The following is a 24,838-nucleotide window of genomic DNA, read 5'->3' on the forward strand; positions in this document are numbered from 1 at the left end:
TAATTTAAACAATTAAGCTTGGTTAATTTAATTGATAGAATATAGAAACTTAATTTTATTAACATTGAAGGGGTTAATACTTTTATGACAAATTCACTTCCATTTACTATTTCTAAAACAGAAAATTTCTTTGATCGTCTGGGAGAGTTTGTAGGGGATGTGTTTTACGACATCTTGCCAGAACAGGGATATGAACTTAGAGATGAACAAATTTATATGGCCTTTCAACTGGAACAAGCGTTTAAGAATAAATCAACTATTTTTGCCGAAGCTGGCGTTGGTACAGGAAAAACGTTCGTTTATTTGCTGTATGCGATTTGTTATGCCCGGTATAAAAGGAAGCCTGCTATCATTTCTTGTGCAGATGAAACATTAATTGAACAACTTGTAAAAGAAACTGGGGATATTAGAAAGCTGGAAAAGGCTCTCGGGATAGAAATTGATGTTCGTCTCGCGAAGGCACGAGAACAATATGTATGCATGAAAAAATTAGATGGGATTGTCCATAAATCAACCGATGAGGATGTTCAGCGTGTTTATGAGGAAATTCCTAGTTTTGTATTTCAGCAAGGCTCCTCCATGCAAGCTTTCCACCGCTATGGGGACAGGAAGGAATATCCTTGGGTACCGAACGAGACATGGGAAAAAATTGCTTGGGATCCTTTGCAACAATGTTCCACTTGTGAATGGCTTCATCGAAGTGGTTTGACTCTTAATCGCGAGTATTACCGGCAGGCAACAGATTTGATCATCTGTTCCCATGATTTTTTTATGGAACATACTTGGACGAAAGAATCTCGAATACGGGAAGGACAACTACCGTTATTACCAGAGTCAAGCTGTGTCATTTTTGATGAAGGTCATCTATTAGAATTTGCAGCACAGAAGGCACTGACTTATCGATTCCAATCTCAGGCATTAACGACGATTCTTACGGGATACATGAGTCAGGATGTGAGAGAAGAGTCATTATACCTTATTGAAGATATCATAGCCCTTCACGATGAATGGTTTGAAGTATTAACAAAAACTGCGAACACCGTAGAAGGTTCTAACCGAAAAGAAGTACCCCGTTCAGGCTTGATAATGGAATTAGCCGCTAAAATGAGTAATAAAGTAGATTTACTGTTAGAGCAACTTGTTTTCGATTCAGAGCTATTCACCATCGATGAATATCATGTGAAGATTATTGAAGAGTATTTAGAGTTTTTTTCCTACGGATTAGGTATTTTTCTGAAGGATGATCAAGGAATCTATTGGTTGGAGGAAACAGCTTCTGATATAATTTTTGTGATTATGCCGCGCTTGGTGGAAGATGTGTTGAAAAAAGAGGTGTTTTCTCAAGATATTCCCTTTATTTTTTCCTCTGCAACGATGTCTCAGGCTGGAGACTTCCGTTATATTTCGAATAGTTTAGGAATTGAACGGTATGACTCTTTTTTAGTGGAATCTCCATTTCAATATAATGAGCAAATGAAGATTGTTGGTCATATTGGAGAATCTCTGTTAGAAAAATGGCAAGGAATTGCAGAAAATGTAATCGCTAATGGTGGACATTCATTAGTATTATTTTCGTCTAAAGAAGAGATGATGAAGTTTCGAAATTGGTGGACTGACCAAAGGGATTTGAAACTTGCTATCCTTTATGAAGGAGACCGTGAAATTAGTGAATTGATTCTGGAATTTCAAAACGATTCATCATCAGTTTTGTGTTCCTATAACTTGTGGGAAGGGTTAGATGTACCAGGTAAAGCATTATCACAGGTTATTATCTCGTCGTTGCCTTTTCCTCCATTTGATCCGGTATTTGACGCCAAACGGAAATATACAAAAAGTCCACTTGATGAGGTTGACAAGCCTTATATGCTCCTTCGACTGAGACAAGGAATTGGCCGATTGATTAGAAACCGTAGTGACAAGGGTACGATTCATATTTGGATGGACAAAACGCAAAGAAAAAGGTATGAAAATACCATTCAACAAGTGTTACCGGTTGAAATGACTTGGAATTAATAGCTTTGTCTATGGAAAATTAAAAATATGTGTTGTGGTAAGCTTATCCTTAATCATTAAAAGTGAACCGTGTGTGTAGAAAAGGCACACATGGTTCACTACGTTAATCTATAATAAGAGTTGAAGAGGGAGAATATATGTTAAGTTAAAAAAATATCGTACTCAATCTTCTATATGTTCCGTAGTAAAGGGAGATGCAGGTAGTCCCTCCAGATTATAGAGATTAGCACCTTTTGGGTTGTCAGCCCATGCATATCTTACATGAACAGGAGACTTAATTTTTTCGTGACTAACAATAACGGTATTATTCGATATGACCGCCTTTGCCTCGTAAAATCGCCTATCTTTTCCACAAATCATGAATTGCTGAAGTTCCCCATTTCGTGATATAAGTCCACTTCCCACATGATCAAAATAGATGTGAACCGTTTCTTCAATGATTTCCATTTCCTTATAAATAGGACCGCTTGCAACGATGTTCTCGTTATATGCAAGTTTCTGTGCACATAAAGCCAGTCTTTTTCCTAATGTTTTCTTATCTTGAGGATGTAAATCATTCGATTCTCCGATATCAATCGCAACTGCCATACCAGTATTGGAAACGGCTAACCCAGCCTTTTGTTCGTCACGAAGTTCAGCCCATTTGTTCGATTCTTTATTCTTTTTGCCAGTATCAAAGTTAGCCAGTTGTGTAAAAATAAATGGAAAATCTCCAATGTCCCAGAGAGTTCGCCAATCTTTAGTTAATCCTTCAAATAATTCTCTGTATCCCTGTGGATGTTCTGTGTTGGATTCACCCTGGTACCAAAGAACACCTTTCATTTTATAGTTCTGTAATGGTGATATCATTCCATTGAATAATCCCGAAGGAAAATACTGAAAGAAAGTCTGTGGTAAAAGGTCATTTGTTCTGATGCCAAGACGGTATCTCCAAGTTCCTTTTAAATCAAATATTTCTCCGTTGACTATCAATTTGTAAGGCATGTCCTTTACAAAGCCACCAATGTTCTGGGTGCTGATGACCCTAACGGTAATGATGTTTTTCCCAGGTTGTAATACGCCTTCAGGAATCTCATAGCGCCTTGGAGGATACATATAACCGGTACTTCCAATTCTAATACCGTTGACATACGTATCATCTGCATCAATGATAGTTCCTAATGAAAGTCTGCCTTTGAAGTTGGCCAGGGAATCTGGAATAGTTATTTCTTTTCTAAACCAAACAGATCCTCTTACATCTTCCAGTGGTGTACCTTCCCAAGAAAGTGGAACTTCAACTTCTTCCCATTCTTTCGAGGAATAGGAGTTGTGGTACCATTCTTCTTTTAGACCAGGATCATTTTCTTGAAGATACTTAAACCACTCACCAGAGGATTCATCTTCTGATTTTATTGTAGTGGAAACATAGAAATCATCTTTACATTTTTCAAGAGTTTCCTCGTACCCGCCGATTTTTCTTAATGTGTTCTCGCTCATCCATGCTTCAATGGGTGTTCCACCGATTGCCGTAAGGATCAAACCTATTGGTACTTCATATTTCTTATGTAGTTCAGAAGCAAAGAAATAACCAACTGCACTAAAGAACATTACATCATCAGAATTTGCTGATATCCATTTGCCGCCGTGTATATCTTTTTTTGGATGATGGAAGTCATAGTATTGAGGAACGGTGAATTGCCTGATATATGGTTGATTGACTGTTTTTATTTCTTCCCTAAACAAATCGAGCGTTCGGTTGACTGGTAACTGCATATTCGATTGTCCACCCAATATCCAAACATCTCCTATGAGAATATCATTTATTACTGATTCATTTTCATCCGAAATGACCATTTGAAAAGGTCCGCCAGGTTCTAAACCATTTAGTGTTATCTCCCAATTTCCATTTTCTCCAGTTTTGGTTTCATAGATTTTTTCTAAGAAAACAACCTTTATTTTTTGAAAGCTTTTACTCTTTCCCCATATTGAAACTTTAGCATTTCTCTGAAGTACCATTCCGTCACTCAGGATACTCGAAATATTCATTTTTTTACCGCCTTTACGATCCTTCTATTTTGTTTGTAGTTTAAAAAAATTTAGTGAACTAGCCATATTTTAACATTATAATATTATAGAAGTAAATTTCCCTATTGGAAGTACAGTTGAGCTAAAAGGGAGAGGGTGGGGAATCGTATGAATTATCTAAAAATAAGTTTTATTTTTCTGCTAACGTCTTTTTCCTTTTTGGGGTTGGCTTTGGCTAACTCTGGACCTGCGTATTGGGACGGGTATCCTGGGTCCGATATAATGGTTATTGATCATGATAACCCGATCATCGTGGAAGGGGAAGAACTTATCTTTGACTTTTCAAGAGATGGTACAGTGAATGGAAGGGTAACAGCTACTTATCAAATGTTTAATCCTACAGATGTGGAACAATCTGTACAAATGGTTTTTCCCTTTGTTGAAGATTTACTGGAGTTTTCATCAAATAATATTTTAGTCACTTCTGATCAAAAAAACGTAGCATATGAGGTGTTCGTCGGGGACACTGTTTATCCTGGTGACCAGAAGAACCAATATGAGTTCGAAAAAATTCTTAATGGAATTACTAATATAGAATACGAAGGTAAACATTTTAGTAGTGATGATATTGGAACACTGTATAGTATCAATATGAAAATGGAACCGGATCAAAGCATCATTTTTAGAGTTTTTTTTCAATATAATATGGAAAAATCCAAAGTTTTGGTGAACGGGTTCAATGGTTATGGTTATTCTGACCAGACAATGGAAGTCTCTGCTTGGTCCAGTGGGGAAGCACTTGAACTTTTTGTGCTAGGGGATGACGTCGATTTTACAATCCATGCCTATATGGATGAAGATCGAAAAGGAGAAACAGAATTTAAGGATTATATTGTTCTTTCGGAAGATCTAACCATAGAGGATTATCTCTTATCACTTATTGAAAAACGTGTAGATCATTTCGATGACAACATATCAGAAACCCAACTTTATAATTTTTATGGGAAGTCGCTTGACGAAACATTCACTGAAATGTCAGGTTTTAGTTCTGAACAGGAACTTCTCTCTAGAGCGTATGAAGACAGAATTTTATCATTAGTTTATACAGTTGATTTCCCGCCAAATTCCCGGCAAGAGGTGTCAGTCAGTTATGGTACAAATGGAACTATGGATATGACTAAAACACCCACGCCACTATATACCTTTGATTATATCGTTAATCCAGCGAAAAATTGGCATGATTTTAAAGATTTTGAACTCACAATAGTCACTCCTGATGAAGCGCCATTTATTGTCAGCAGTAGTATTGACCTCATGAAAAAAGATCATCATGTTTATCAAGTTAGCCTTGATCAGTTGCCGGAGGAAGACCTATCTTTCACTCTTTATGTGGAGGAAGATGTCACGTTTTTGGATAAAGGGAGTGAGAAGAGGGGCAATCAATTCATGGTTTATGCTGCAACCTTCGCGTTAATTTTAATGATTTTTGCTTTACGGAGGATTCTATATCCATTAAGAAAACGTATTAGTTAATCGTAGTAAATTTGAATTATACAGAATGCCTCGGTATTTATACTGAGGCTGTTTTTATTGAGAGAAAGTATTAGTTTATTTATCATTGTCTAGATCGAGCGACGTAAGTTTACTTTGCTGACAGTAAGCGAGAGGTGATACAGAGAGGATGTCCATATAACGGACATGCCACAGGATGTGGCGTTTACCTAATCGACAGATATACTTCGGAGTGTGATGTTTGTAGAGGAAGAGGCACTGCCCAACGCACGTGATCATAGGCGCTTGTGCTTTTTTTGTATTTAAATTAGATGAAATGACTTCATTTATTGTCTTTAGATTTGACACTATGTCTAATGTATTAGTAAAAAAATCGATATATACTGTAACGAAAGTTAACGGACTTGGCTTAATAAATATTTAAACTCAATAATTTAATGTGAGAAAAACTCACGAAATGGAATAGTTAATAAAAATGCATAGATGAGGGGAGAGGTGTCACTTGACAGTTGCAAAAGTATACACACCTGAAATTCAACTGGACCATGTGAGCATGCGATTTCAAACGGATAAAACGGAAGTGGTGGCTCTTGAAAATGTCAGTGTGGACATTCAAAAGGGAGAATTTGTGTCATTACTTGGGCCTTCAGGTTGTGGCAAAACAACCCTACTCCGAATTATGGCTGATCTAATTCAACCTACAAGTGGTGAAATAAAAGTTGCAGGGAAATCAGCAAAAGAAGCTAGACTGGCTCAAAAATATGGAATCGTATTTCAAAGCCCAGTTTTATACGATTGGCGGAAAGTAAAAGAAAATATTTCACTTCCTCTAGAGATGACCGGTGTAAAGAAGGGAGAGCGGGAAAGCAGGGTAGATGAACTACTGCAATTGGTCGGATTAACAAATTTTCAGGATAAATACCCTTGGCAGCTAAGTGGAGGGATGCAACAAAGGGTTGCCATTGCCAGGGCATTGGCGATGGAACCGGAGATATTACTTATGGATGAACCTTTTTCTGCTCTAGATGAATTCAGCAGGGAACGATTAAACGAAGAATTATTATCTATTTGGAGTAAAGTGAAAAACACCGTAGTGTTTGTAACTCATAGTATTCCGGAAGCAATTTTTTTATCAGATCGAGTCTTTGTTTTATCACCCCATCCTGGAAGATTGGCTGCTGTCGTAGATATTCCCATTCCCCGGCCGCGAAAACAAGAAATTAGGCAAAGTAAAGAGTTTTATCAGCTCATATCAGGAATTCGAAATATCTTTGAAGGGGTGTAGGTAAGATGAGAAATACATTTGTTCTTTCCCGTTCCAGATGGACACCGACACTCTCCTGGATTATTGGGGTACTTGTCATATGGGAAGTATGTTCTTGGCTATTACTTCATGTAATTCAGGTTCCTTTAGCACAATCTAAACTTCCATTTATTCATATGTTAGCTCAGACTCTCATTGGTTATGGAACTACTCTTTTGACAGAAGGGTGGGTAACTTTCAAAAATGCCGGGATCGGCTTTTTCGTTGGTGCAACGGCAGGGTTAATATTAGCGATACTCATGAGTATCTCTAAGTGGATTGAACAGCTAACATTTCCGTATGCTGTTGCCTCCCAGATGATTCCAATACTTGGTTTGGCTCCCATTGTATTTGGGATTGTCAGGGATGATCAATTAGCGCGGATTTTAATAGCGGGATATATTACGTTTTTCCCTGTAGCATTAAATGTTTTACGAGGTCTCCGCAGTACGAATCCTTCGGCATTGGAACTCATGTATTCCTATGCTGCTAAGCCTTGGACTATTTATTGGAAGTTACGATTTCCAGGCATGTTACCTGGTTTATTTACTGGTTTGAAAATTGCTGCGCCATTGGCAGTTACAGGCGCCATATTAGTGGAATTAATGGGTGCCACAAATGGGATTGGTGTTATTATGCTTCGAAATCTTTATTATGGTCCTTCCCATATATATATGTTCTGGTTGACCGTTATTACTGGGGCTCTTCTCGGCATACTGAGTTATTCTATTATCAGTTTCATCGAACGCTGGATTACCCCATGGCAACCGGAATACCGCCCGTCGGGAGGTGAGGATTAGATGCAAGGAGAACCTGCCGATAAAAAAATAAACTGGGTAGATACACCTTCTGTAACTACAAAAGAAACGAGTCCAGAAACATCTGTAACAACATATATGTCAAACCCTAAAAAAGAAAAGAAACTGCGAGTAGAAAATACGACCAAAGTTATAACCCCATTAGTTGCTGGGATTATATTTATTCTATTATGGGAATGGCAGGTCTTTCATCTCCTCTTTCAACTTCAAACTTATCAATTACCTTTACCAACTGATATACTAGATGCCTTTCTTGTAAATATGGATACGTTATTGTCTTATGCAGGATATACATTGACAGAGGCAGTTTTAGGGATGTTATTAGGATCCTCCATGGGGTTTATGGTAGCTTTAATTGCTACAGCATGGCCAAAATGGGGGAAAAATGCCCTTACCATGGTTGCAGCACTTAACGCTGTCCCTATTGTGGCATTGGCACCAATTATGAACCTTTGGTTTGGTGATGGTATTGGGTCAAGGATTGCTATTGTAACTATTATGACAATGGCAGCAATGGCTATAAATGCTCATAAAGGGATGAACAATGTGGATCCACTCGCTATCGATTTGATGCATTCCTATGCGGCAAGTAAATATGAAGTCTTTAAATATCTAAGAGTATTTAATAGTTTGCCATATGTTTTTACCGCATTAAAAATAAATACAACTGCAAGTATGATCGGAGCAATCGTCGGAGAGTTCTTCTTTTCTTCAAAGGGTCTTGGTTATCTCCTTTCTAACTCGATTAAGATAGGTAGAATGCCCTTAGGGTGGTCATGTATTATTATGGCTGCGATAGCCGGTATCCTATTTTATCTCGTAGTGGAAAGGTTAGAAAAAATATTTTTGAAATGGCATCCATCAAAACGGACATAAGACAATCAGTTTTTCTATCAGCTTAATTCTGTACCTTTTCCACAAATAAAGTGGTGGTACGAAATTAATAGATTAAGAACATGTTTAAAAAGAATTTAATTTTAAGAGGAGGGTTAATGAATGAAATGGAAAATGAAAAACTTGAGCAGATTACTAGTTTTACTCGTAGTAACTTTAAGTTTGTTGTTGTCTGCCTGCGGAGATGAAGAATCTTCAACCAGTGCTGATGAAATGATTCCGGTAAGCTTACAGCTTAAATGGGTTCCTCAAGCGCAGTTTGCAGGATATTATGTTGCTTTGGAAAATGGATATTATGAAGAAGAAGGTCTCGATGTCACCATTGTACCAGGTGGTCCGGACATCGTTCCTGAACAGCAGGTTGCCAATGGTTCCGTCGATATCGGAGTGAACTGGGTAGCTAGCCTTCTTGCCCATCAGGAAGAAGGATTTCCATTAGTTCAAATTTCTCAAATCTTTCAAACGAGTGGTTTAGTTTTGGTCACAAATAACAATAGTGGTATTGAATCACCAGCAGACTTTGCTGGAAGGAGCGTCGGAAACTGGATGGGTGGGAATGAATTCGAAATCTTAGCACTGTTTGATAAATATGGATTAGATCCTTATTCTGATTTAGAATTTAAATCCCAAGGGTTTACAATGGATCAATTTTTTACAGGGGACATTGAAGTTGCATCAGCAATGACTTATAACGAGTATCAGGTAGTTCTTGCAGAAGGGGTATCGGAGGATGAACTAACAGTCTTTGATATGAATGATGAAGGTGTCGCTATGCTTCAGGACAATTTATTTGTCAATAAAGAATGGATTGAAGAAAACAAAGAAGTTGCTGCTAAATTTGTACGTGCATCCATAAAGGGATGGCAGAGCGCCATTGATGATCAAGAAGCAGCAGTTGACGCGGTAATGAGTTATGCAGAGGATGGAAGTACTACTAGGGATCATCAAGTAAAAATGATGGAAGAAGTGGCGAAACTGATTGTCCCAGAAGGGTTTGATTCTTCTAAAATCGGAACGATTGATGATGAGATGTTTAAACAAACGGCAGATATTGCTCTTGAATTTGGTGTCATTTCAGAACCGGCAGATCTCAATGAAGCCTATACCCATGAAATAATGGAAATGGTTCTGGATTAATCAATTTATATGAAGATAACCTTCCCCTGTAGCAGATGCAGGTCGGAAGGTTATTTAAATAAGAATGTTTATGAAGTACAGGCAAAATAACGGAAGATAACCTAACTAATATAATGTTCTAATTCCGATTTAATGGTACCATTTTAAAAATTAGAAGATTCAGAAAAATCAATAAATATCTTTTACACACTGTTCAAAAAGCAGGAAAAACGATTTAACACTTTGTGTACTGTAAAGTATTCTCATTCACTCTAGAATAAGAGTATTATCTTGGAGTTGACCGAAAAAAAGATTTCCCAAATACTTAAGGGGGTATTTCAATGTCAGATCAAGTAGTTATTGGTTTAATTCAGGCAAAAAACGATGTGCACGGTGATGAGCCAGTAGAGGTTCATAAAGAAACAGCGATTGAAAAGCATATAAAACTTGTTAAGGAAGCGAAGGAAAAGGGAGCACAAATGGTTTGTCTTCAGGAAATTTTTTACGGACCTTATTTTTGCACCGAACAATCGACGAAATGGTATGATGCAGCAGAAGAGATTCCGAATGGACCTACTACCAAGTTATTTCAGGAATTGGCGAAGGAATTAGGGATTGTTATCATCTTGCCAATCTATGAAAGGGAAGGGATAGCAACGTACTATAATACTGCCGCGGTGATTGATGCCGATGGCTCATACTTAGGAAAATACCGCAAAACACATATCCCCCATGTCGGTGTGGAGGCAAAGGGATGTGGATTTTGGGAAAAATATTATTTCAAGCCTGGAAATTTAGGATATCAAGTATTTGATACGGCATTTGCTAAAGTTGGTGTTTATATTTGCTATGATCGTCATTTTCCCGAAGGTGCTAGATTATTAGGGTTAAGGGGAGCGGAAATTGTTTTTAACCCATCTGCTACTGTCGCAGGTCTTTCGGAATATTTATGGAAATTGGAGCAGCCAGCACACGCGGTCGCGAATGGCTATTATTTAGGGGCAATCAATCGTGTGGGAGTGGAAGCCCCATGGAATATGGGAGAATTTTACGGACAGTCCTACTTGGTGGATCCGAGGGGAGAGTTTGTTTCCACAGGTACGAGAGATAAAGATGAGGTCATTATCGGAATTATGGATAAGAAGATGATTCGAGAAGTCCGGGATACCTGGCAGTTCTATCGTGACCGCAGGCCGGAGACTTATGAAGAAATGACTGCACTGCTCCCTTAAAAAAAATGGCACAAAAGGGTATGAATTTCGCGAAATTACTATCAATGAAATCATTCTGAAAGTTAGTAAAATTATTGAATTTCGGAAAGAAGGAGGCCAATCCCATTGACGAGTACTCTACCATCTATTGATGATCTAAAGAAAAATTTCGAAGAAATCTCATCGGGTCTAAAAAACCAGGAGGCAATGGAAGAAGCAAACCGGTGTCTTTACTGTTATGAAGCCCCTTGTATTCAAGCCTGTCCTACCGATATTGACATCCCGTCCTTCATTAAAAAAATTGCTTCCGAAAATCTATTAGGTTCTTCTAAAACAATTATGAGGGCTAATCCACTAGGTGCTAGTTGCGCAAGAGTATGTCCCACAGAGGAATTGTGCGAAGGAGCTTGTGTTTTAAACCATTCGACGAAACCCATTATGATTGGTGACCTTCAACGGTTTGCAACAGACTGGGCTATCCGAAATAAACAAGTTTTGTTTAAGCGTGGGAAACCGAATGGGAAGACAGTGGCGATCGTTGGCGGCGGTCCAGCTGGTTTATCAGCTGCTAGAGAATTGGCACTTCTTGGTTATAACGTGACTATTTTTGAAGCGGAAGCACATGCAGGTGGTTTAAATACGTATGGCATTGTTTCCTTCCGACTTCCCCAGGCAATTTCCTTTTGGGAAGTGGAGCAAGTGAAGAGTCTTGAAGTGGATATTCGCACTAATACAAGAGTAGGGAAGGACATAAGTACAAAAGAAGTATTAGAGAATTATGATGCTGTTGTACTGGCCATTGGTATGTCCAGTGTTCCGAATCTGAGGATAGAAGGGGAAGAGTTAGATGGAGTTTATGATGCCATCGAGTTTGTTAAAAAAACAAAGACAGAAGAATTATCCCATGAGTTTGTAGGAAAAAAGGTTGCTGTCATTGGGGCCGGAAATACTGCGGTAGATGCAGCAACTAGCTCTGTTCGACTAGGTGCAGAAAATGTAAAGATGTTATATCGAAGAACGGTGAAAGAAATGACTGCCTATGAATTTGAGTATGAGTTTGCGAAACAAGAAGGGGTAGAATTCAGGTGGTTAACCACTCCTAAACGAATCCTTTCAGATGAAAAGGGAAATGTGAACGGGATCGAATGTATTCAGGTTGAATTGCAGGAATCAGAAGATGGATCCCAACGTCCGGTGCCAATATCGGGTTCAGAGTTTTTCATTGAAGCGGATGTGGTTATACGAGCTATAGGACAATCCAGATATATAGAACTTATTGAATCCTTTCAGATTGATCATACCAATGGAGTTGTTGAGGTGGAGGAAGGATCTTATATGACATCCAACAAAAAGGTTTTTGCCTGTGGCGATGTGATTTTCGGAAATGGTCAAGGTGAGGCCATGGTTGTAACAGCTGCTCAGCAAGGAAAATTAGCTGCGTATGATATTCACGAGAATATGTTTGGAAAGATTTCAGTAACTGCGTAACTTGAATGATAAGGAGGTTGAGCGATGGCTGATTTACACATTAACCTTGCTGGAATAGATTCGCCAAATCCCTTTTGGCTGGCGTCTGCCCCACCGACAAATTCTGGCTATCAGGTTCAAAGGGCGTTTGAAGCGGGATGGGGAGGCGCTGTATGGAAAACACTCGGGGATCCGATCATTAATACATCTTCACGGTTTGCGGCGATCAATTTCAATGGTCAGCGTGTTGCAGGTTTTAACAATATCGAATTAATTACTGACCGACCATTAGAAATTAATTTAAAAGAGATTTATGAAACGAAGAAACGTTTTCCTGATCGAGCCATCATTGCTTCTCTCATGGTAGAACCTAAACAGGAGAAGTGGCATGAAATAGTAAAATTGGTGGAGGACGTTGGGGTAGATGGATTGGAATTGAATTTTGGGTGCCCGCATGGTATGGCAGAAAGGGGAATGGGTTCTGCATCTGGGCAAGTACCAGAACTGGTGGAAAGTCAAACCTATTGGGTTAAGGAAGTTGCTCAAACCCCTGTAATAGTTAAACTCACTCCAAATATAACTGATATTACGGCAACTGCGGAAGCAGCTGTTCAAGGTGGAGCAGACGCCATCAGTATGATCAACACTATAAATAGTCTAATGGGGGTTGATATTGATACATGGAATACAATTCCGAATGTAGCTGGAAAAGGAGCACATGGTGGTTACTGTGGACCTGCGGTGAAACCGATCGCACTTAATATGGTGGCTGATTGTGCTAGGCATCCGTTAATCAATGTTCCTATCTCCGGGATCGGAGGCATCTCTAATTGGAAAGATACTGTGGAGTATTTATTAATGGGAGCAACAGGAGTTCAAGTATGTACCGCTGTAATGCATCACGGATTCCGAGTAGTAGAAGACATGATTGAAGGTCTTTCCAACTATTTGGACGATAAAGGAATCGATTCTGTCATGGACTTAGTGGGAAAATCCGTTCCAAAGTACTCGGATTGGGGAAACCTGGATTTAAATTACAAAGTCGTTGCTCGAATCAATAATGACATTTGTATTAATTGTAATAAATGTCATATTGCCTGTGAAGATGCTTCCCATCAGTGTATCGACATGTTAAAAGATGCCAATGGTAATTCCTATTTGCAGGTTCAGGAAGATGATTGTGTTGGATGTAATCTTTGTTCCATCGTCTGTCCGGAGGAAGGTGCCATCAATATGGTTGAATTAAAAGGAGATCATCCACCGTTAACGTGGAATGAACGGCAAAAAGCGTTGAGTGAAATAGGAGCAAAGTAAACTATGCTAGAAAATAGGAGGGATACGAATGAAGAAAGTAATTAAGAATGGAACGATTGTTACAGCTTCCGACACGTATGAAGCGGACATCCTCATTGAAGGAGAAAAAATCGTTGCAATCGGTTCAAACCTTCCGGAAGCTGGGGCAGAACTTATTGATGCGAAAGGGACTTATGTCTTTCCTGGTGGAATTGATCCGCATACCCATTTGGAGATGCCATTTGGAGGGACTGTCTCAAAGGATGACTTTGAAACGGGAACTATTGCTGCAGCCTTTGGGGGAACGACTACGGTCATTGACTTTTGTTTAACTAATAAGGGGGAGCCCTTAAAGAATCCAATTGCTGTTTGGCATAACAAGTCTAAAGATAAAGCCGTTATAGACTACAGCTTTCATTTAATGATCTCTGAAATTACCGATGATGTCCTAGAACAGCTACCAGCTGTTATTGAAGAAGAAGGAATAACATCTTTTAAAGTGTTTATGGCCTATAAAAATGTTTTCCAGGCAGATGACGAAACGCTTTTCAGGACGTTAGTCACGGCAAAAGAATTAGGGGCTTTAGTAATGGTTCATGCGGAAAATGGAGACGTGATTGATTATCTGATAAAAAAAGCTTTGGATGAGGGAAATACAGACCCCATCTATCACGCATTAACTAGACCCCCTGAAGTGGAGGGGGAGGCGACCGGTCGTGCAGCTCAGCTAACCGGTCTTGCTGATTCGCAGCTTTATGTTGTACATGTATCGTGTTCCCAGGCGGTGGAAAAAATTGCTGAGGCAAGGAGCAAAGGTGTTGATGTTTGGGGAGAAACCTGTCCCCAATACTTAGCATTAGATCAAAGTTATCTGGAAAAACCTAATTTTGAAGGGGCTAAATATGTTTGGTCACCCCCGTTAAGAGAAAAGGCACATCAAGCGGATCTTTGGAATGCATTAAAGAGCGGATCCCTTCAAACATTGGGTTCAGATCAATGTTCCTTTGATTTTAAAGGACAGAAGGATTTAGGAAAAGGAGACTTTACAAAGATTCCAAATGGTGGACCGATGATTGAAGACAGACTAACGATCCTCTTTTCAGAAGGTGTAAAAAAAGGACGAATTAGTTTGAACCAGTTTGTGGACATCAGTTCAACGAGAATTGCTAAATTGTTTGGTTTATTCCCACAAAAAGGTACCATTGCTGTAGGAACGGATGCTGATATTGTTCTTTTTGACCCGAACGTAGAGCGTGTCATTTCTGCAGATACACATCATATGGCAGTAGATTATAACGCTTTTGAAGGGATGTCAGTAACTGGAGAAACTGTCTCCGTCTTATCCCGAGGAGAATTTGTCATCCGTGAAAAACAGTTTGTAGGAAAACTTGGCCGTGGAAAATATCTCAAACGGGCTAAATATGGAGAGGTAATTAGTAATAAGGAAGAAATCTCCATCTAAACCTTACATTCATTATTATTTAGATAGAACTGTAAGAAGTAGGGGGTATTTTAACCTATGAGACAAGCAACTGTTTCATAAAAGGAGGTTTTATGAAATTGTCTGAATATCAGGAATATATAACGGAGCGGGAGAAATTCGATTTTTTCATGGAACAGGGTTTTAAAATCATTGAAGTGAATGAAAGCCTAAGTGGTGATATCGTTAAATTGAAACTGGAAGAGAAAGACATCGTGGAAAATCTTCATATTAAAACAGCAAACGGAAGAAAATATTACACCAATATAATGATAATGCAATTAAATCTTACGAATGTTTGAAGAATAAACTAGGGCGTAGACATGTCCTAGTTTTTGTTTGTTAGAAAACATCACCTCATACAAGTCATGGGGGAAGTCACATACTATAATCAATATATAGTATACCTTATTAATAAGGAGGTGGAAGGGTGAAAACACTAATATCTTTAGAGGAAGTACTAAAACGAAAGTATTTTGACAAATCGGAAGTCATTACAGGAAAAGACAAGTTGAAACATCAACAAGTAAAGTGGGTCCATGTTGTAGAAATAACTGAAATTAGTAATCTATTAAACGGAAGGGAATTAATTCTCACCACAGGGCTTGGCTGGAAAAGTAATACTAACCTTTTTCTATCTTTCGTAAACCAGCTGATCGAATGTAATACAACTGGTTTATGTATTGAAATGGGAACCAACACTACCCACATTCCTCAAGAAGTTATTGCATTAGCCGAAAAACATCACTTTCCCATCATCCTATTCCATGAAATAGTACCATTCGTAGAAATCACACAGGATATACACTCCATTCTTATTAACAAACAATATGAACTCATCTCCAACTTAGAAAGCTATTCCCAATTGTTAAATAAGAAACTGTTAGAAATTGATAGTCACCAGGAGATATTAGCATATATGCAGGAGCATTTGGACATTCAGGTTGTCACTATATTTGACGAGAAGCGAATGGAGTTCATCCCCAACCTGACATACAAAGAAAGAAACGAACTATTAGAAAAGATTCATCAAGCAGATCGAGTGGGAGATACCACCATAGCAAAACAGCCTGTTATGATTTTAGGAAAGCAATTTGCGCAGCTTGCAATTCATTCCAAAAACAAAGATATTACAGAATTCGAAACACTTATCCTAGATAGAACAGTAACAGCTTTAGCACAACATTTACTCCGTGACTTATATGTGAAAGAGAAGAAAATGTCAAAAGAGAGTGAGTGGCTTTCGAACTGGCTTGATGGAAATTATAATGAGAACTTTCTGAACGAACATCTTTCATTTAACGACCCTGTGCTTTCAATTCAAGGTGGTGTTGTATGTATTTGTAAACGAAATACAAACGCCCATTCAGGGGAAATAGATGGAACTTACTTTAAATTGTTGTTTCGGACTGTGTTAGAGAGGTATGGTTTTCATCTGTTTTCAACTGAAATCCATGACCAGAATATTTTTATATTAGTGGATAAACGCTCTTGTGAAAACTGGAAAGAACGGATGATAGCAGCTTTTAAACGTTTAAAAAACGACAGTTCTGGAAGAATAAATTTGTCGACCATCACTATCGGTGTTGGAAAATACGTCCTGTCCTTGAATGAGATGCACAAAAGCTATCAATCTGCGAAAGAAACACTAGTTTTACAGGAGACACTTAATAAAGAGAATAAAAGCTACTTCTACGATGATCTCCATTTGTTCCGAATCATTTCGTTAACGAAAAAACATAGTAATCTTGTGGAAATTGTTAATGACTATCTAGAACCTGTTATTGAATATGACAGGAAGTATAACGGAGATTTATTATTAACGTTAAAAACATATTTAGCTTGTAATGGTTCTAAGCAAGAAACAGCAAAGAAATTATATATAGTCAGACAAACCTTATATCATAGAATTGAAAAACTAGAAAACCTCTTAGGGTATAATTTTATGAGTTTTGAACGTCGTGTTGCCATCGAGTTTATGCTAGTTGCTTATGATTATTTAACTACAAGTAAGAAAAATAAACTTCTTCAATTTAATAACATATAGTCAATGAGTCGTTCATTTTTGAATTCGTAATCTAATGTCTATATTTGTGTTTGGACATAAAATTAGCCAAATTCTACTTATGAGCTAATAGTGGGTCTAGTGCTGCTCCAACGTTGATCATTACGATATGAGCTGTCATCACTGTAACAGATCCGTTTATGGAGTAGCACTTGCTTCTAAAGTATCAACAAGGGAATCAGTAAGACCGTTTGTGAGGATTTCGTAGCATCAAGAAGTTTGCTGATTTTCGGAGGAATACCCAACGAATAGTGGATTAACCCTGATTAATCCACTTGCCAGTAAAGCTAATAAACCTCTAAGTCCCCAGAATCCATTGTAAAAACCCATACATTTCCCACGATTATCTTCAGAGCGATGCTTTTAGAGGGAGGCACAGTCCTACGCTCGTGTTCATGGCGCTTGCGCTTTACTTATGATGGTTCATTTTCTTGGTATTCTTTCAAAATGTCGCGTTTTCTTATTCTTTTCTTTTACATACTGTCTAATGAAACAACAGTTATTGTAGGCGATAATACACTTAATATAGTATGAATGATTACTATTATATAGGTGATCGTTGTCCATGAAATTTATCAGTAGGAGGGAGAAGGTAGAATTTGAAGACCGTTAATAAGGTTGTGAAACTCCAAAATTATATTAATGGGGAATGGCTCAATTCCTCCAGTACAAAACAATTAGAAGTTTTGAATCCTGCAACGAATGACATTATAGCAAACGTTCCCATATCTACAGTGAAAGATGTGGAGGTGGCTGCAAAAGCTGCCAGATCAGCTTTTCAGGACTGGAAGAATGTGCCTGTTCCAAAACGTGCCAGACTGTTATATAAATATCACCATTTATTACAGGAGAACCATGAAGAACTCGCAAAGCTTATTGTATTAGAGAATGGAAAAGCTTATAAAGAAGCTTATGGGGAAGTTCAGCGGGGAATTGAATGTGTAGAATTTGCAGCAGGGGCACCAACATTAATGATGGGGGAAACACTGTCAGGAATAGCAGAGGACATGGATTCAGAAATGTTCCGTTATCCATTGGGAGTTGTCGGTGGTATTACCCCTTTTAATTTTCCGATGATGGTTCCCCTTTGGATGTTTCCCCTTGCTATTGCATGTGGGAACACCTTCCTTTTAAAACCTTCCGAAAGAACCCCTTTATTGGCTTCCAAATTGGTGGAACTGTTTACGGAGGCTGGAGCACCTCCAGGTGTCTTAAATCTCGTTCATGGTGCACATGATGTCGTCAATGCCCTACTAGAGAATGGAGAAATTAATGCCATCTCTTTTGTCGGATCTCAACCGGTGGCAAAATACGTCTATGAAAGGGCTGCATCAAAAGGTAAACGGGTACAGGCTTTAGCAGGAGCTAAAAATCATCATATTGTCATGCCTGATGCTAATATGGAAAAGGCGATTCAACATATTCTCAGTTCTTCCTTTGGGAGTGCAGGACAACGTTGTATGGCATGTAGTGCTGTTGTTGTAGTAGGCGATGGGGACGATTTTGTTCGTGAGTTGAAAAATAAATCAGAGAATTTAGTAATGGGCAACGGTTTAGATGATGAGGTATTATTAACACCTGTGATTCGAGATTCCCATCGGAAGAAAGTTATTGGCATCATTGAAAAAGGAATTGAGGAAGGTGCTACTATACTGAGGGATGGCAGGAAAGAGATGGAGAAATGGACAAACGGGTACTTTTTAGGAGCAACCATTTTTGATAAGGTGACACCCGAGATGACTATTGCAAAAGAGGAAATTTTTGCACCTGTGTTAAGTATTTTACGTGCGAGAAATTTAGAGGAAGCATTAGTATATATACAAAAATCCCGATTTGGAAATGGTGCAACCATTTATACAAAAGATGCAAGTGCTATAAGGAAATTTCGTGAGGAAGCTGATGCAGGAATGTTGGGAATTAACGTAGGCGTTCCCGCGACCATGGCGTTCTTTCCTTTTTCTGGATGGAAAGATTCCTTTTATGGAGATCTTCATGTGAATGGGAAAGACGGGGTAAACTTTTACACTCGCAAAAAAATGATTACTTCCAGGTTTGATTTTTAAAGAAGCAGATGGGAAAGGGGTAGATTGTTTGGACGTTGTGGATGCAAGTGAACTGGTACAAAAGACGGATGAAAAGTATGTATGGCATTCCATGAAGCCCTACAACCCAGAAACAACGATGATCGTTTCCGGAGCAAAGGGAGCATGGATAACAGACATTAATGGGAAAAAGTACTTAGATGCCATGTCCGGATTATGGTGTGTAAACGTTGGTTATGGCCGGACTGAATTGGCAGAAGCAGCTTACGAACAATTAAAGGAGTTGGCCTATTTTCCGTTAAGCCAAAGTCACCTCCCCGCCATAAAACTTTCCGAAAGGCTGAATGAACTTCTGGGAGACGATTATGTTATTTTTTATTCAAATAGTGGGTCGGAAGCTAATGAAGTTGCTTTCAAGGTGGCAAGACAATATCACCAACAAAACGGAGATTACCACCGATACAAAGTTATTTCAAGGTATCGGGCGTACCATGGGAACTCGATGGGTGCACTTGCGGCAACCGGTCAAGGACAACGGAAGTTTAAATACGAGCCGTTAGCCCCTGGTTTTCTCCACGTTTCTCCACCAGATTCCTACCGTTTTCCAGAAGAGGTTTGCCCGCCAAGAGAATTGAAATCGGTTCAGGCTATAGATACTATGATGAATTGGGAAATAAGTGATACTATTTCTGCTGTCATTATGGAACCAATTATTACTGGTGGAGGTGTTCTTATTCCTCCGGAAGGATATATGAAAGGTGTAAAAGAGGTTTGTGAAGACCATGGTGCACTACTTATAGTGGATGAAGTAATTTGTGGGTTTGGACGTACAGGTAAACCACTTGGGTTTATGAATTATGGGGTTAAACCAGACATTATTACGATGGCCAAAGGATTGACAAGTGCTTACTTACCTTTATCTGCTACAGCGGTTAAACGGGAAATTTACGAGGAATTCAAAGGCAAGGAGGAATATGATTTTTTCCGTCACATAAATACTTTTGGGGGAAATCCTGCTGCATGTGCACTTGCTTTGAAAAACCTTGAAATCCTAGATAAGGAAAACTTAGTGGAGCGCTCTAAAGTAATTGGTTCTGCAATGCTTTCAGATTTAACCATACTTCTTAAAGATCATTCGTATGTTGGGGATGTTAGGGGTAAAGGTCTCCTTATTGGTATCGAGTTGGTGAAAAGTAAGGAGACCAAGGAGCCACTGGATGTCCAAATCGTAAATAAAGTAATCAGTTCCTGTAAAGAAAAAGGGCTGATAATTGGTAAGAATGGAGTGACCGCAGCAGGGTTTAATAACGTATTGACATTAGCACCTCCATTGAATATTGAAGAGAAGGACGTTTCCTTTTTAACCGAAATACTAGTGGAATGTTTAAATGAAATCAAATAGTTGCTCTGAACTGTCTGAATAGATTTGGGTGTTTTCCCAAAAACTATCGGAGAGGTGATTACGGTGAGCAGAGGAATCTTAACGGCATTATTTGCCATTGGCTTAGCACAGTTTTTAAAGATCCCAATAAAGCAGCGAAAAACAAAAAAGTGGGAGTGGGAAACGTTTTTTGAATCTGGTGGGATGCCCAGTTCCCATTCTGCCGGTGTAGCATCCTTGGCCACTTACACGGGACTCCGCTTAGGACCGCGAACGTTGGACTTTGCATTATCAGTTATCTTTGGTTTAATTGTCATGTACGACGCCCAGGGTATTCGCAGGTACGCCGGGGAAACGTCGATCAGGGTCAATGAATTGGAGGAAAAGATGGAGAAATTGGCAGGGAAACAGAATGGCAATTATCATGATCAGATGGAAAGCCAGTTGAAAGAGGCCCTAGGTCATCAACCGGAAGAAGTTGCAGCAGGAGCATTTGTAGGTGTAGTTGTTGGTTGGGTGAGTCATTTGATTGGAAGCAAGATGATCTCCTCTCGTACTTAAAAACCTAATAGTAAAAATATACGGGTGCAAACTGGGAGATACTGATCATTCAGTATCTCTTTTAAGTGCAGTTTAACAATAGGTAGCGATTACATTCTATCATCGAAATAGTGATAAATTAGACTAATTAGTCGAATTATTATATAATTAGACTAAATAATCTAAGTAATTTTTAAAGGAGAATTCATATGAAAAATCCTGTTTCCATTTTTATAATGGATGTGTCCAATTCCACTAGCAATTCTAACTGGAATAATATTTCTAGCTATTTAGATCAGGTTGAAGATTGGATCAAAGAATGGGTATCTCCAGTTGGTAAATCCATTGTAAAACATCGGCGGGGAGATGAAATCATATTTGTTAGTGAACATTATTTTACTGCTTATATAGTCGCCTGTACTCTCACACATTTGTGGAAGTATCCAGAACATAAGCCATATTTTGGGATGAGTTTTGGTATTATTGATAAAGAGATTGATGCTATCAATATAGAAACATGGAATCACCCTTTAGTGAAACTGGCCAGAGATGCTAATGAAATTATCAAACAATCCAACAACAGGATTCCAATACTATTTCATCTGCAGAGAGACTATCTTATAGACAATAATAGTGATTTTTCCGGCAACAACAAATGTTTTATGGAAATGGAAAACTCGCTGAACTTATTACTTGAATTGCAGCACAACCTCATGAATAATCAAACCGATAACCAACGATTAATTCGTAGCTTATACTTTATCTACGGTCAACAAAAACTGGTTGCTTCTTTAGTAAATAAATCCCCTGCAACGATTTCAAGTCATTATAAAAAAGGAAATACTGGACTAATCTTTAAAACGCAAACGCAAATTGAACAAAATTTAAATTCTTTTCAAGAATCATATTGGGAGAATGATGTCAGTCGTTTATCCAATAAATTAAATGAGGTTATAAAAGATATCATTAGTAAAAATGTAAAAGAATTTATTTTGCTTCATGATCAAGGAGGGGATAATTAGAGATGGAAGTTTTAATTCTTCTATTAGCCCATTTAATTGGTGATTTTTATTTCCAGACGGATAAAATGGTTAAAAACAAGAGGAAATTTTTGAAGAGGCATTTGATTCATCAATTTCTATTAGGTTTTATCGCACTCTTCTTTATATATCTCTTTCTAGAAGGAACTAGTTTTTGGTATCACGTGATTTTACCAGTCATCCTGTTGACATGTGCCCATTGGTTGATAGATATTGGAAAAATAAAGGCTGAAGCTCAATTAGAAGGAAAATTTGGTAAACTTAATTCATGGAAAGGTGCACTTTTTGTCATCGACCAGTTGTTTCATCTCTTATCAATAGTATTGATTTCCCTTTGGTTTTTCCAGGTTGATATGACTAGTGGCGGTAATACCATTCTTGTGGTTTTCAGATTAGTGGAGGGCTCACAACCAAGTTTTAACGTGCTAGAAAAAGTGTTATTGCTCTTGATTATGATAATGATTACAACAACAGTTAGTGGCCATTTCATTCGAAATTTGCTAGGCTCTTTAACAAACCATATTGCCCTTTTTGAAGGGAAATACAGCATTAAAGATACACGGAATGGACAAGGATATATCCCTTCTGACCAAAAGACTTCTATTAGTGAGGAAATTACATATACCGTTATGAAAAATCAAGATTTATCCAGGGGAAAGGTCATTGGATATTTAGAAAGATTACTGGTAATTATCTTGATCCTAAACGATTCCATCGGTTCAATTGCTTTTATTATTGCAGCTAAATCAATAACAAGGTTTAAACAACTGGATGATCGGGATTGGGCTGAGTATTTCTTATTGGGTACACTGACATCCATTTTTTTAGCAATTGTTTATGGATTTTTAATCAAGTTTATCCTTTTTAATTAATAGATTAATAGATTAAGATTAGTATACTATGGGAGTATTCAGAAGTTGGTCAGTGGTGAAATTGCTGGAAATCATCGTTTTAAGTGTGATTCAGTTTGCATAAGTCATAAAAAAGGAATATTAAAAATAATGTAAGTGGAAACTAAAAAAAGGTAAATGAACAATGTTCTCAAAAGCAGTTTAAGTAATCATCTATAACGTTTGAATTTAGCTGGACTATCTTTTTCAAATAGGAAAGGGAGATACAATGACTAGTAATGTTGAATGGAATCTCGATAACAGTTATGCCCGTCTGCCGGATAAGTTTTATTCACAAATCGATCCAAACCTTGTTGATTCACCAGAACTGGTAATACTTAATGAGACGTTGGCGAGGTCTTTAGGGTTGGATCCAACGTTGTTACGAACAGAAGAGGCTATAGAGGTGTTTGCAGGCAATAGAATTCCAGAAGGTGGAATAGCTTTGGCTCAAGCGTATGCTGGACATCAATTTGGCCATTTTACGATGTTGGGGGATGGTAGGGCAATGCTCCACGGAGAACAAATTACTCCAACAGGTGAACGGTTTGATATACAGTTAAAGGGTTCAGGCCGAACGCCATATTCCCGTGGGGGAGATGGTCGAGCATCACTTGGCCCCATGTTAAGGGAATATATCATTAGTGAATCCATGCATGCTTTAAATATTCCAACAACCCGAAGTCTTGCTGTGGTAACTACGGGGGAACCAGTTTATCGGGAAACGGAACTCCCTGGTGCTGTGTTGACAAGGGTTGCAGCCAGTCATCTGCGCGTTGGTACCTTCGAATTTGCGGTACGATATGGTACAGGTGAAGAACTGCGAGCTTTAGCGGACTATACGATAGAACGTCATTATCCATCTGTTACTTCTACTAATAAAAACCGCTATATTGTATTTCTTCAGGAAGTGATCAAACGACAAGCCTCATTAATTTCAAAGTGGCAATTAGTTGGATTTATCCATGGTGTCATGAATACAGATAATATGACTATTTGTGGAGAAACCATTGATTATGGTCCATGTGCATTCATGGATAAGTATGATCCAGAGACTGTTTTCAGTTCCATTGACAGGGACGGTCGATACGCTTATGGTAATCAACCTTACATTGGTGGTTGGAACTTAGCTCGATTTGCTGAGACTCTGGTTCCCTTGTTACATGAGGATCAAGATGAAGCAGTAAAGCTTGCGCAAAATGAACTCTCTAAGTATTCGGATTTATACCGAGAATATTGGATGAGCGGGATGCGGGCAAAACTAGGATTGTTCCATGGAAAGGGAGGGGCAGGCGACGGAGACGAAGTTATTATTGACGGTCTTCTCAGCTTGATGAAAAAATATCATGCAGATTTCACCAATACATTTCGTTCATTGACGATGGATGAGTTGGATGGGAAAGAGATGGAACTCTTCAAGGCTCCTGAATTTACAGAGTGGCACGATTTGTGGCAAGGAAGACTTTCGGAGCAGGAAGAAACAACGGAAGATTCCTATGAATTAATGCGTCGTTCTAATCCTACGGTAATACCACGGAACCATCGAGTGGAAGAAGCATTGGATGCTGCAGTAGAAAATGAGGATTTCACTGTTTTAGAAAACCTACTTGCTGCTCTTTCAAATCCATACGATTACTCAAAAGTACAAAGGGAATATACGTACCCGCCAGATCCTAAGGTCTGTGCTGGTTATCGAACATATTGTGGGACGTAAGATTTTGTTATTACTAATTTTGACGTTATTTATCATATCAGGTCCCTTGAGATAA

19 protein-coding genes are annotated in these 24,838 nt (G+C 38.5%); 18 read left to right on the top strand and 1 reads right to left on the bottom strand.

Going from position 1 to position 24,838, the window contains the following annotated elements:
• Positions 1–84 precede the first annotated feature (84 nt).
• A complete protein-coding gene (locus tag KS419_RS09705; protein ID WP_217066170.1) occupies positions 85–2,013 on the top strand; it encodes an ATP-dependent DNA helicase in 1,929 nt (642 codons plus the stop codon).
• A gap of 162 nt (positions 2,014–2,175) precedes the next feature.
• Here the strand turns inward: KS419_RS09705 and KS419_RS09710 are convergent, their stop codons facing one another.
• On the bottom strand, positions 2,176–4,038 hold the full coding sequence (locus KS419_RS09710) for a sialate O-acetylesterase (protein WP_217066171.1): 1,863 nt from the start codon (positions 4,036–4,038) through the stop codon (positions 2,176–2,178).
• A gap of 147 nt (positions 4,039–4,185) precedes the next feature.
• Here KS419_RS09710 and KS419_RS09715 point away from each other — a divergent pair, with 147 nt between their 5' ends.
• The 17 genes from KS419_RS09715 to KS419_RS09795 all read left to right on the top strand — a co-directional run bounded on the left by KS419_RS09715 (position 4,186) and on the right by KS419_RS09795 (position 24,783).
• The gene (locus KS419_RS09715) at positions 4,186–5,550 is read left to right on the top strand and encodes a hypothetical protein (protein ID WP_217066172.1); all 1,365 of its coding nucleotides are present in this window, start codon (positions 4,186–4,188) and stop codon (positions 5,548–5,550) included.
• Positions 5,551–6,031: 481 nt separating this feature from the next.
• Complete coding sequence (locus KS419_RS09720) at positions 6,032–6,814, top strand: ABC transporter ATP-binding protein (RefSeq protein WP_246593758.1); 783 nt, start codon at positions 6,032–6,034, stop codon at positions 6,812–6,814.
• 5 nt (positions 6,815–6,819) lie between these two features.
• Positions 6,820–7,632 (top strand): ABC transporter permease, encoded by an 813-nt coding sequence (locus KS419_RS09725; RefSeq protein WP_217066173.1) that lies wholly within the window; start codon positions 6,820–6,822, stop codon positions 7,630–7,632.
• On the top strand, positions 7,633–8,526 hold the full coding sequence (locus KS419_RS09730) for an ABC transporter permease (protein WP_217066174.1): 894 nt from the start codon (positions 7,633–7,635) through the stop codon (positions 8,524–8,526).
• Between the two features lie 120 nt (positions 8,527–8,646).
• Entirely contained in the window at positions 8,647–9,681 is a 1,035-nt protein-coding gene (locus KS419_RS09735) for an ABC transporter substrate-binding protein (RefSeq protein WP_217066175.1), read from the top strand.
• 320 nt (positions 9,682–10,001) lie between these two features.
• On the top strand, positions 10,002–10,892 hold the full coding sequence (locus KS419_RS09740; protein ID WP_217066177.1) for a nitrilase-related carbon-nitrogen hydrolase: 891 nt from the start codon (positions 10,002–10,004) through the stop codon (positions 10,890–10,892).
• A 105-nt stretch (positions 10,893–10,997) separates the two neighbouring features.
• Positions 10,998–12,359, top strand: coding sequence for an NAD(P)-dependent oxidoreductase (locus KS419_RS09745; RefSeq protein ID WP_217066178.1), 1,362 nt, complete (start codon positions 10,998–11,000; stop codon positions 12,357–12,359).
• 24 nt (positions 12,360–12,383) lie between these two features.
• A complete protein-coding gene (gene preA / locus KS419_RS09750; RefSeq protein ID WP_217066180.1) occupies positions 12,384–13,652 on the top strand; it encodes an NAD-dependent dihydropyrimidine dehydrogenase subunit PreA in 1,269 nt (422 codons plus the stop codon).
• Between the two features lie 28 nt (positions 13,653–13,680).
• Entirely contained in the window at positions 13,681–15,093 is a 1,413-nt protein-coding gene (gene hydA / locus KS419_RS09755) for a dihydropyrimidinase (RefSeq protein ID WP_217066182.1), read from the top strand.
• Positions 15,094–15,185: 92 nt separating this feature from the next.
• Complete coding sequence (locus KS419_RS09760; protein WP_246593759.1) at positions 15,186–15,413, top strand: hypothetical protein; 228 nt, start codon at positions 15,186–15,188, stop codon at positions 15,411–15,413.
• 128 nt (positions 15,414–15,541) lie between these two features.
• Positions 15,542–17,158, top strand: a complete 1,617-nt coding sequence (locus tag KS419_RS09765) for a PucR family transcriptional regulator (RefSeq protein ID WP_217066184.1) — start codon at positions 15,542–15,544, stop codon at positions 17,156–17,158.
• 617 nt (positions 17,159–17,775) lie between these two features.
• Positions 17,776–19,239 (top strand): CoA-acylating methylmalonate-semialdehyde dehydrogenase, encoded by a 1,464-nt coding sequence (locus tag KS419_RS09770; protein ID WP_217066186.1) that lies wholly within the window; start codon positions 17,776–17,778, stop codon positions 19,237–19,239.
• A gap of 28 nt (positions 19,240–19,267) precedes the next feature.
• A complete protein-coding gene (locus KS419_RS09775) occupies positions 19,268–20,620 on the top strand; it encodes an aspartate aminotransferase family protein (protein WP_246593760.1) in 1,353 nt (450 codons plus the stop codon).
• Between the two features lie 63 nt (positions 20,621–20,683).
• A complete protein-coding gene (locus KS419_RS09780; protein ID WP_217066187.1) occupies positions 20,684–21,160 on the top strand; it encodes a divergent PAP2 family protein in 477 nt (158 codons plus the stop codon).
• A gap of 188 nt (positions 21,161–21,348) precedes the next feature.
• Positions 21,349–22,161 (top strand): hypothetical protein, encoded by an 813-nt coding sequence (locus KS419_RS09785; protein WP_217066189.1) that lies wholly within the window; start codon positions 21,349–21,351, stop codon positions 22,159–22,161.
• A 2-nt stretch (positions 22,162–22,163) separates the two neighbouring features.
• A complete protein-coding gene (locus KS419_RS09790; RefSeq protein WP_217066191.1) occupies positions 22,164–23,051 on the top strand; it encodes a DUF3307 domain-containing protein in 888 nt (295 codons plus the stop codon).
• Between the two features lie 247 nt (positions 23,052–23,298).
• Complete coding sequence (locus tag KS419_RS09795) at positions 23,299–24,783, top strand: protein adenylyltransferase SelO (RefSeq protein WP_217066192.1); 1,485 nt, start codon at positions 23,299–23,301, stop codon at positions 24,781–24,783.
• Positions 24,784–24,838 lie beyond the last annotated feature (55 nt).

Origin of the sequence: Evansella tamaricis (genome assembly GCF_019042215.1) — a bacterium.
GTDB classification, from domain to species: domain Bacteria; phylum Bacillota; class Bacilli; order Bacillales; family Salisediminibacteriaceae; genus Evansella; species Evansella tamaricis.

Bases quoted from the DNA above. Each gene is read 5' to 3' on its own strand.
- KS419_RS09730 (WP_217066174.1), top strand. From the start codon at position 7,633: ATGCAAGGAGAACCTGCCGATAAAAAAATAAACTGGGTAGATACACCT.
- KS419_RS09790 (WP_217066191.1), top strand. From the start codon at position 22,164: ATGGAAGTTTTAATTCTTCTATTAGCCCATTTAATTGGTGATTTTTAT.
- KS419_RS09785 (WP_217066189.1), top strand. From the start codon at position 21,349: ATGAAAAATCCTGTTTCCATTTTTATAATGGATGTGTCCAATTCCACT.
- preA (WP_217066180.1), top strand. From the start codon at position 12,384: ATGGCTGATTTACACATTAACCTTGCTGGAATAGATTCGCCAAATCCC.
- KS419_RS09740 (WP_217066177.1), top strand. From the start codon at position 10,002: ATGTCAGATCAAGTAGTTATTGGTTTAATTCAGGCAAAAAACGATGTG.
- hydA (WP_217066182.1), top strand. From the start codon at position 13,681: ATGAAGAAAGTAATTAAGAATGGAACGATTGTTACAGCTTCCGACACG.
- KS419_RS09715 (WP_217066172.1), top strand. From the start codon at position 4,186: ATGAATTATCTAAAAATAAGTTTTATTTTTCTGCTAACGTCTTTTTCC.
- KS419_RS09760 (WP_246593759.1), top strand. From the start codon at position 15,186: ATGAAATTGTCTGAATATCAGGAATATATAACGGAGCGGGAGAAATTC.
- KS419_RS09795 (WP_217066192.1), top strand. From the start codon at position 23,299: ATGACTAGTAATGTTGAATGGAATCTCGATAACAGTTATGCCCGTCTG.
- KS419_RS09735 (WP_217066175.1), top strand. From the start codon at position 8,647: ATGAAATGGAAAATGAAAAACTTGAGCAGATTACTAGTTTTACTCGTA.
- KS419_RS09705 (WP_217066170.1), top strand. From the start codon at position 85: ATGACAAATTCACTTCCATTTACTATTTCTAAAACAGAAAATTTCTTT.
- KS419_RS09710 (WP_217066171.1), bottom strand. From the start codon at position 4,038: ATGAATATTTCGAGTATCCTGAGTGACGGAATGGTACTTCAGAGAAAT.
- KS419_RS09725 (WP_217066173.1), top strand. From the start codon at position 6,820: ATGAGAAATACATTTGTTCTTTCCCGTTCCAGATGGACACCGACACTC.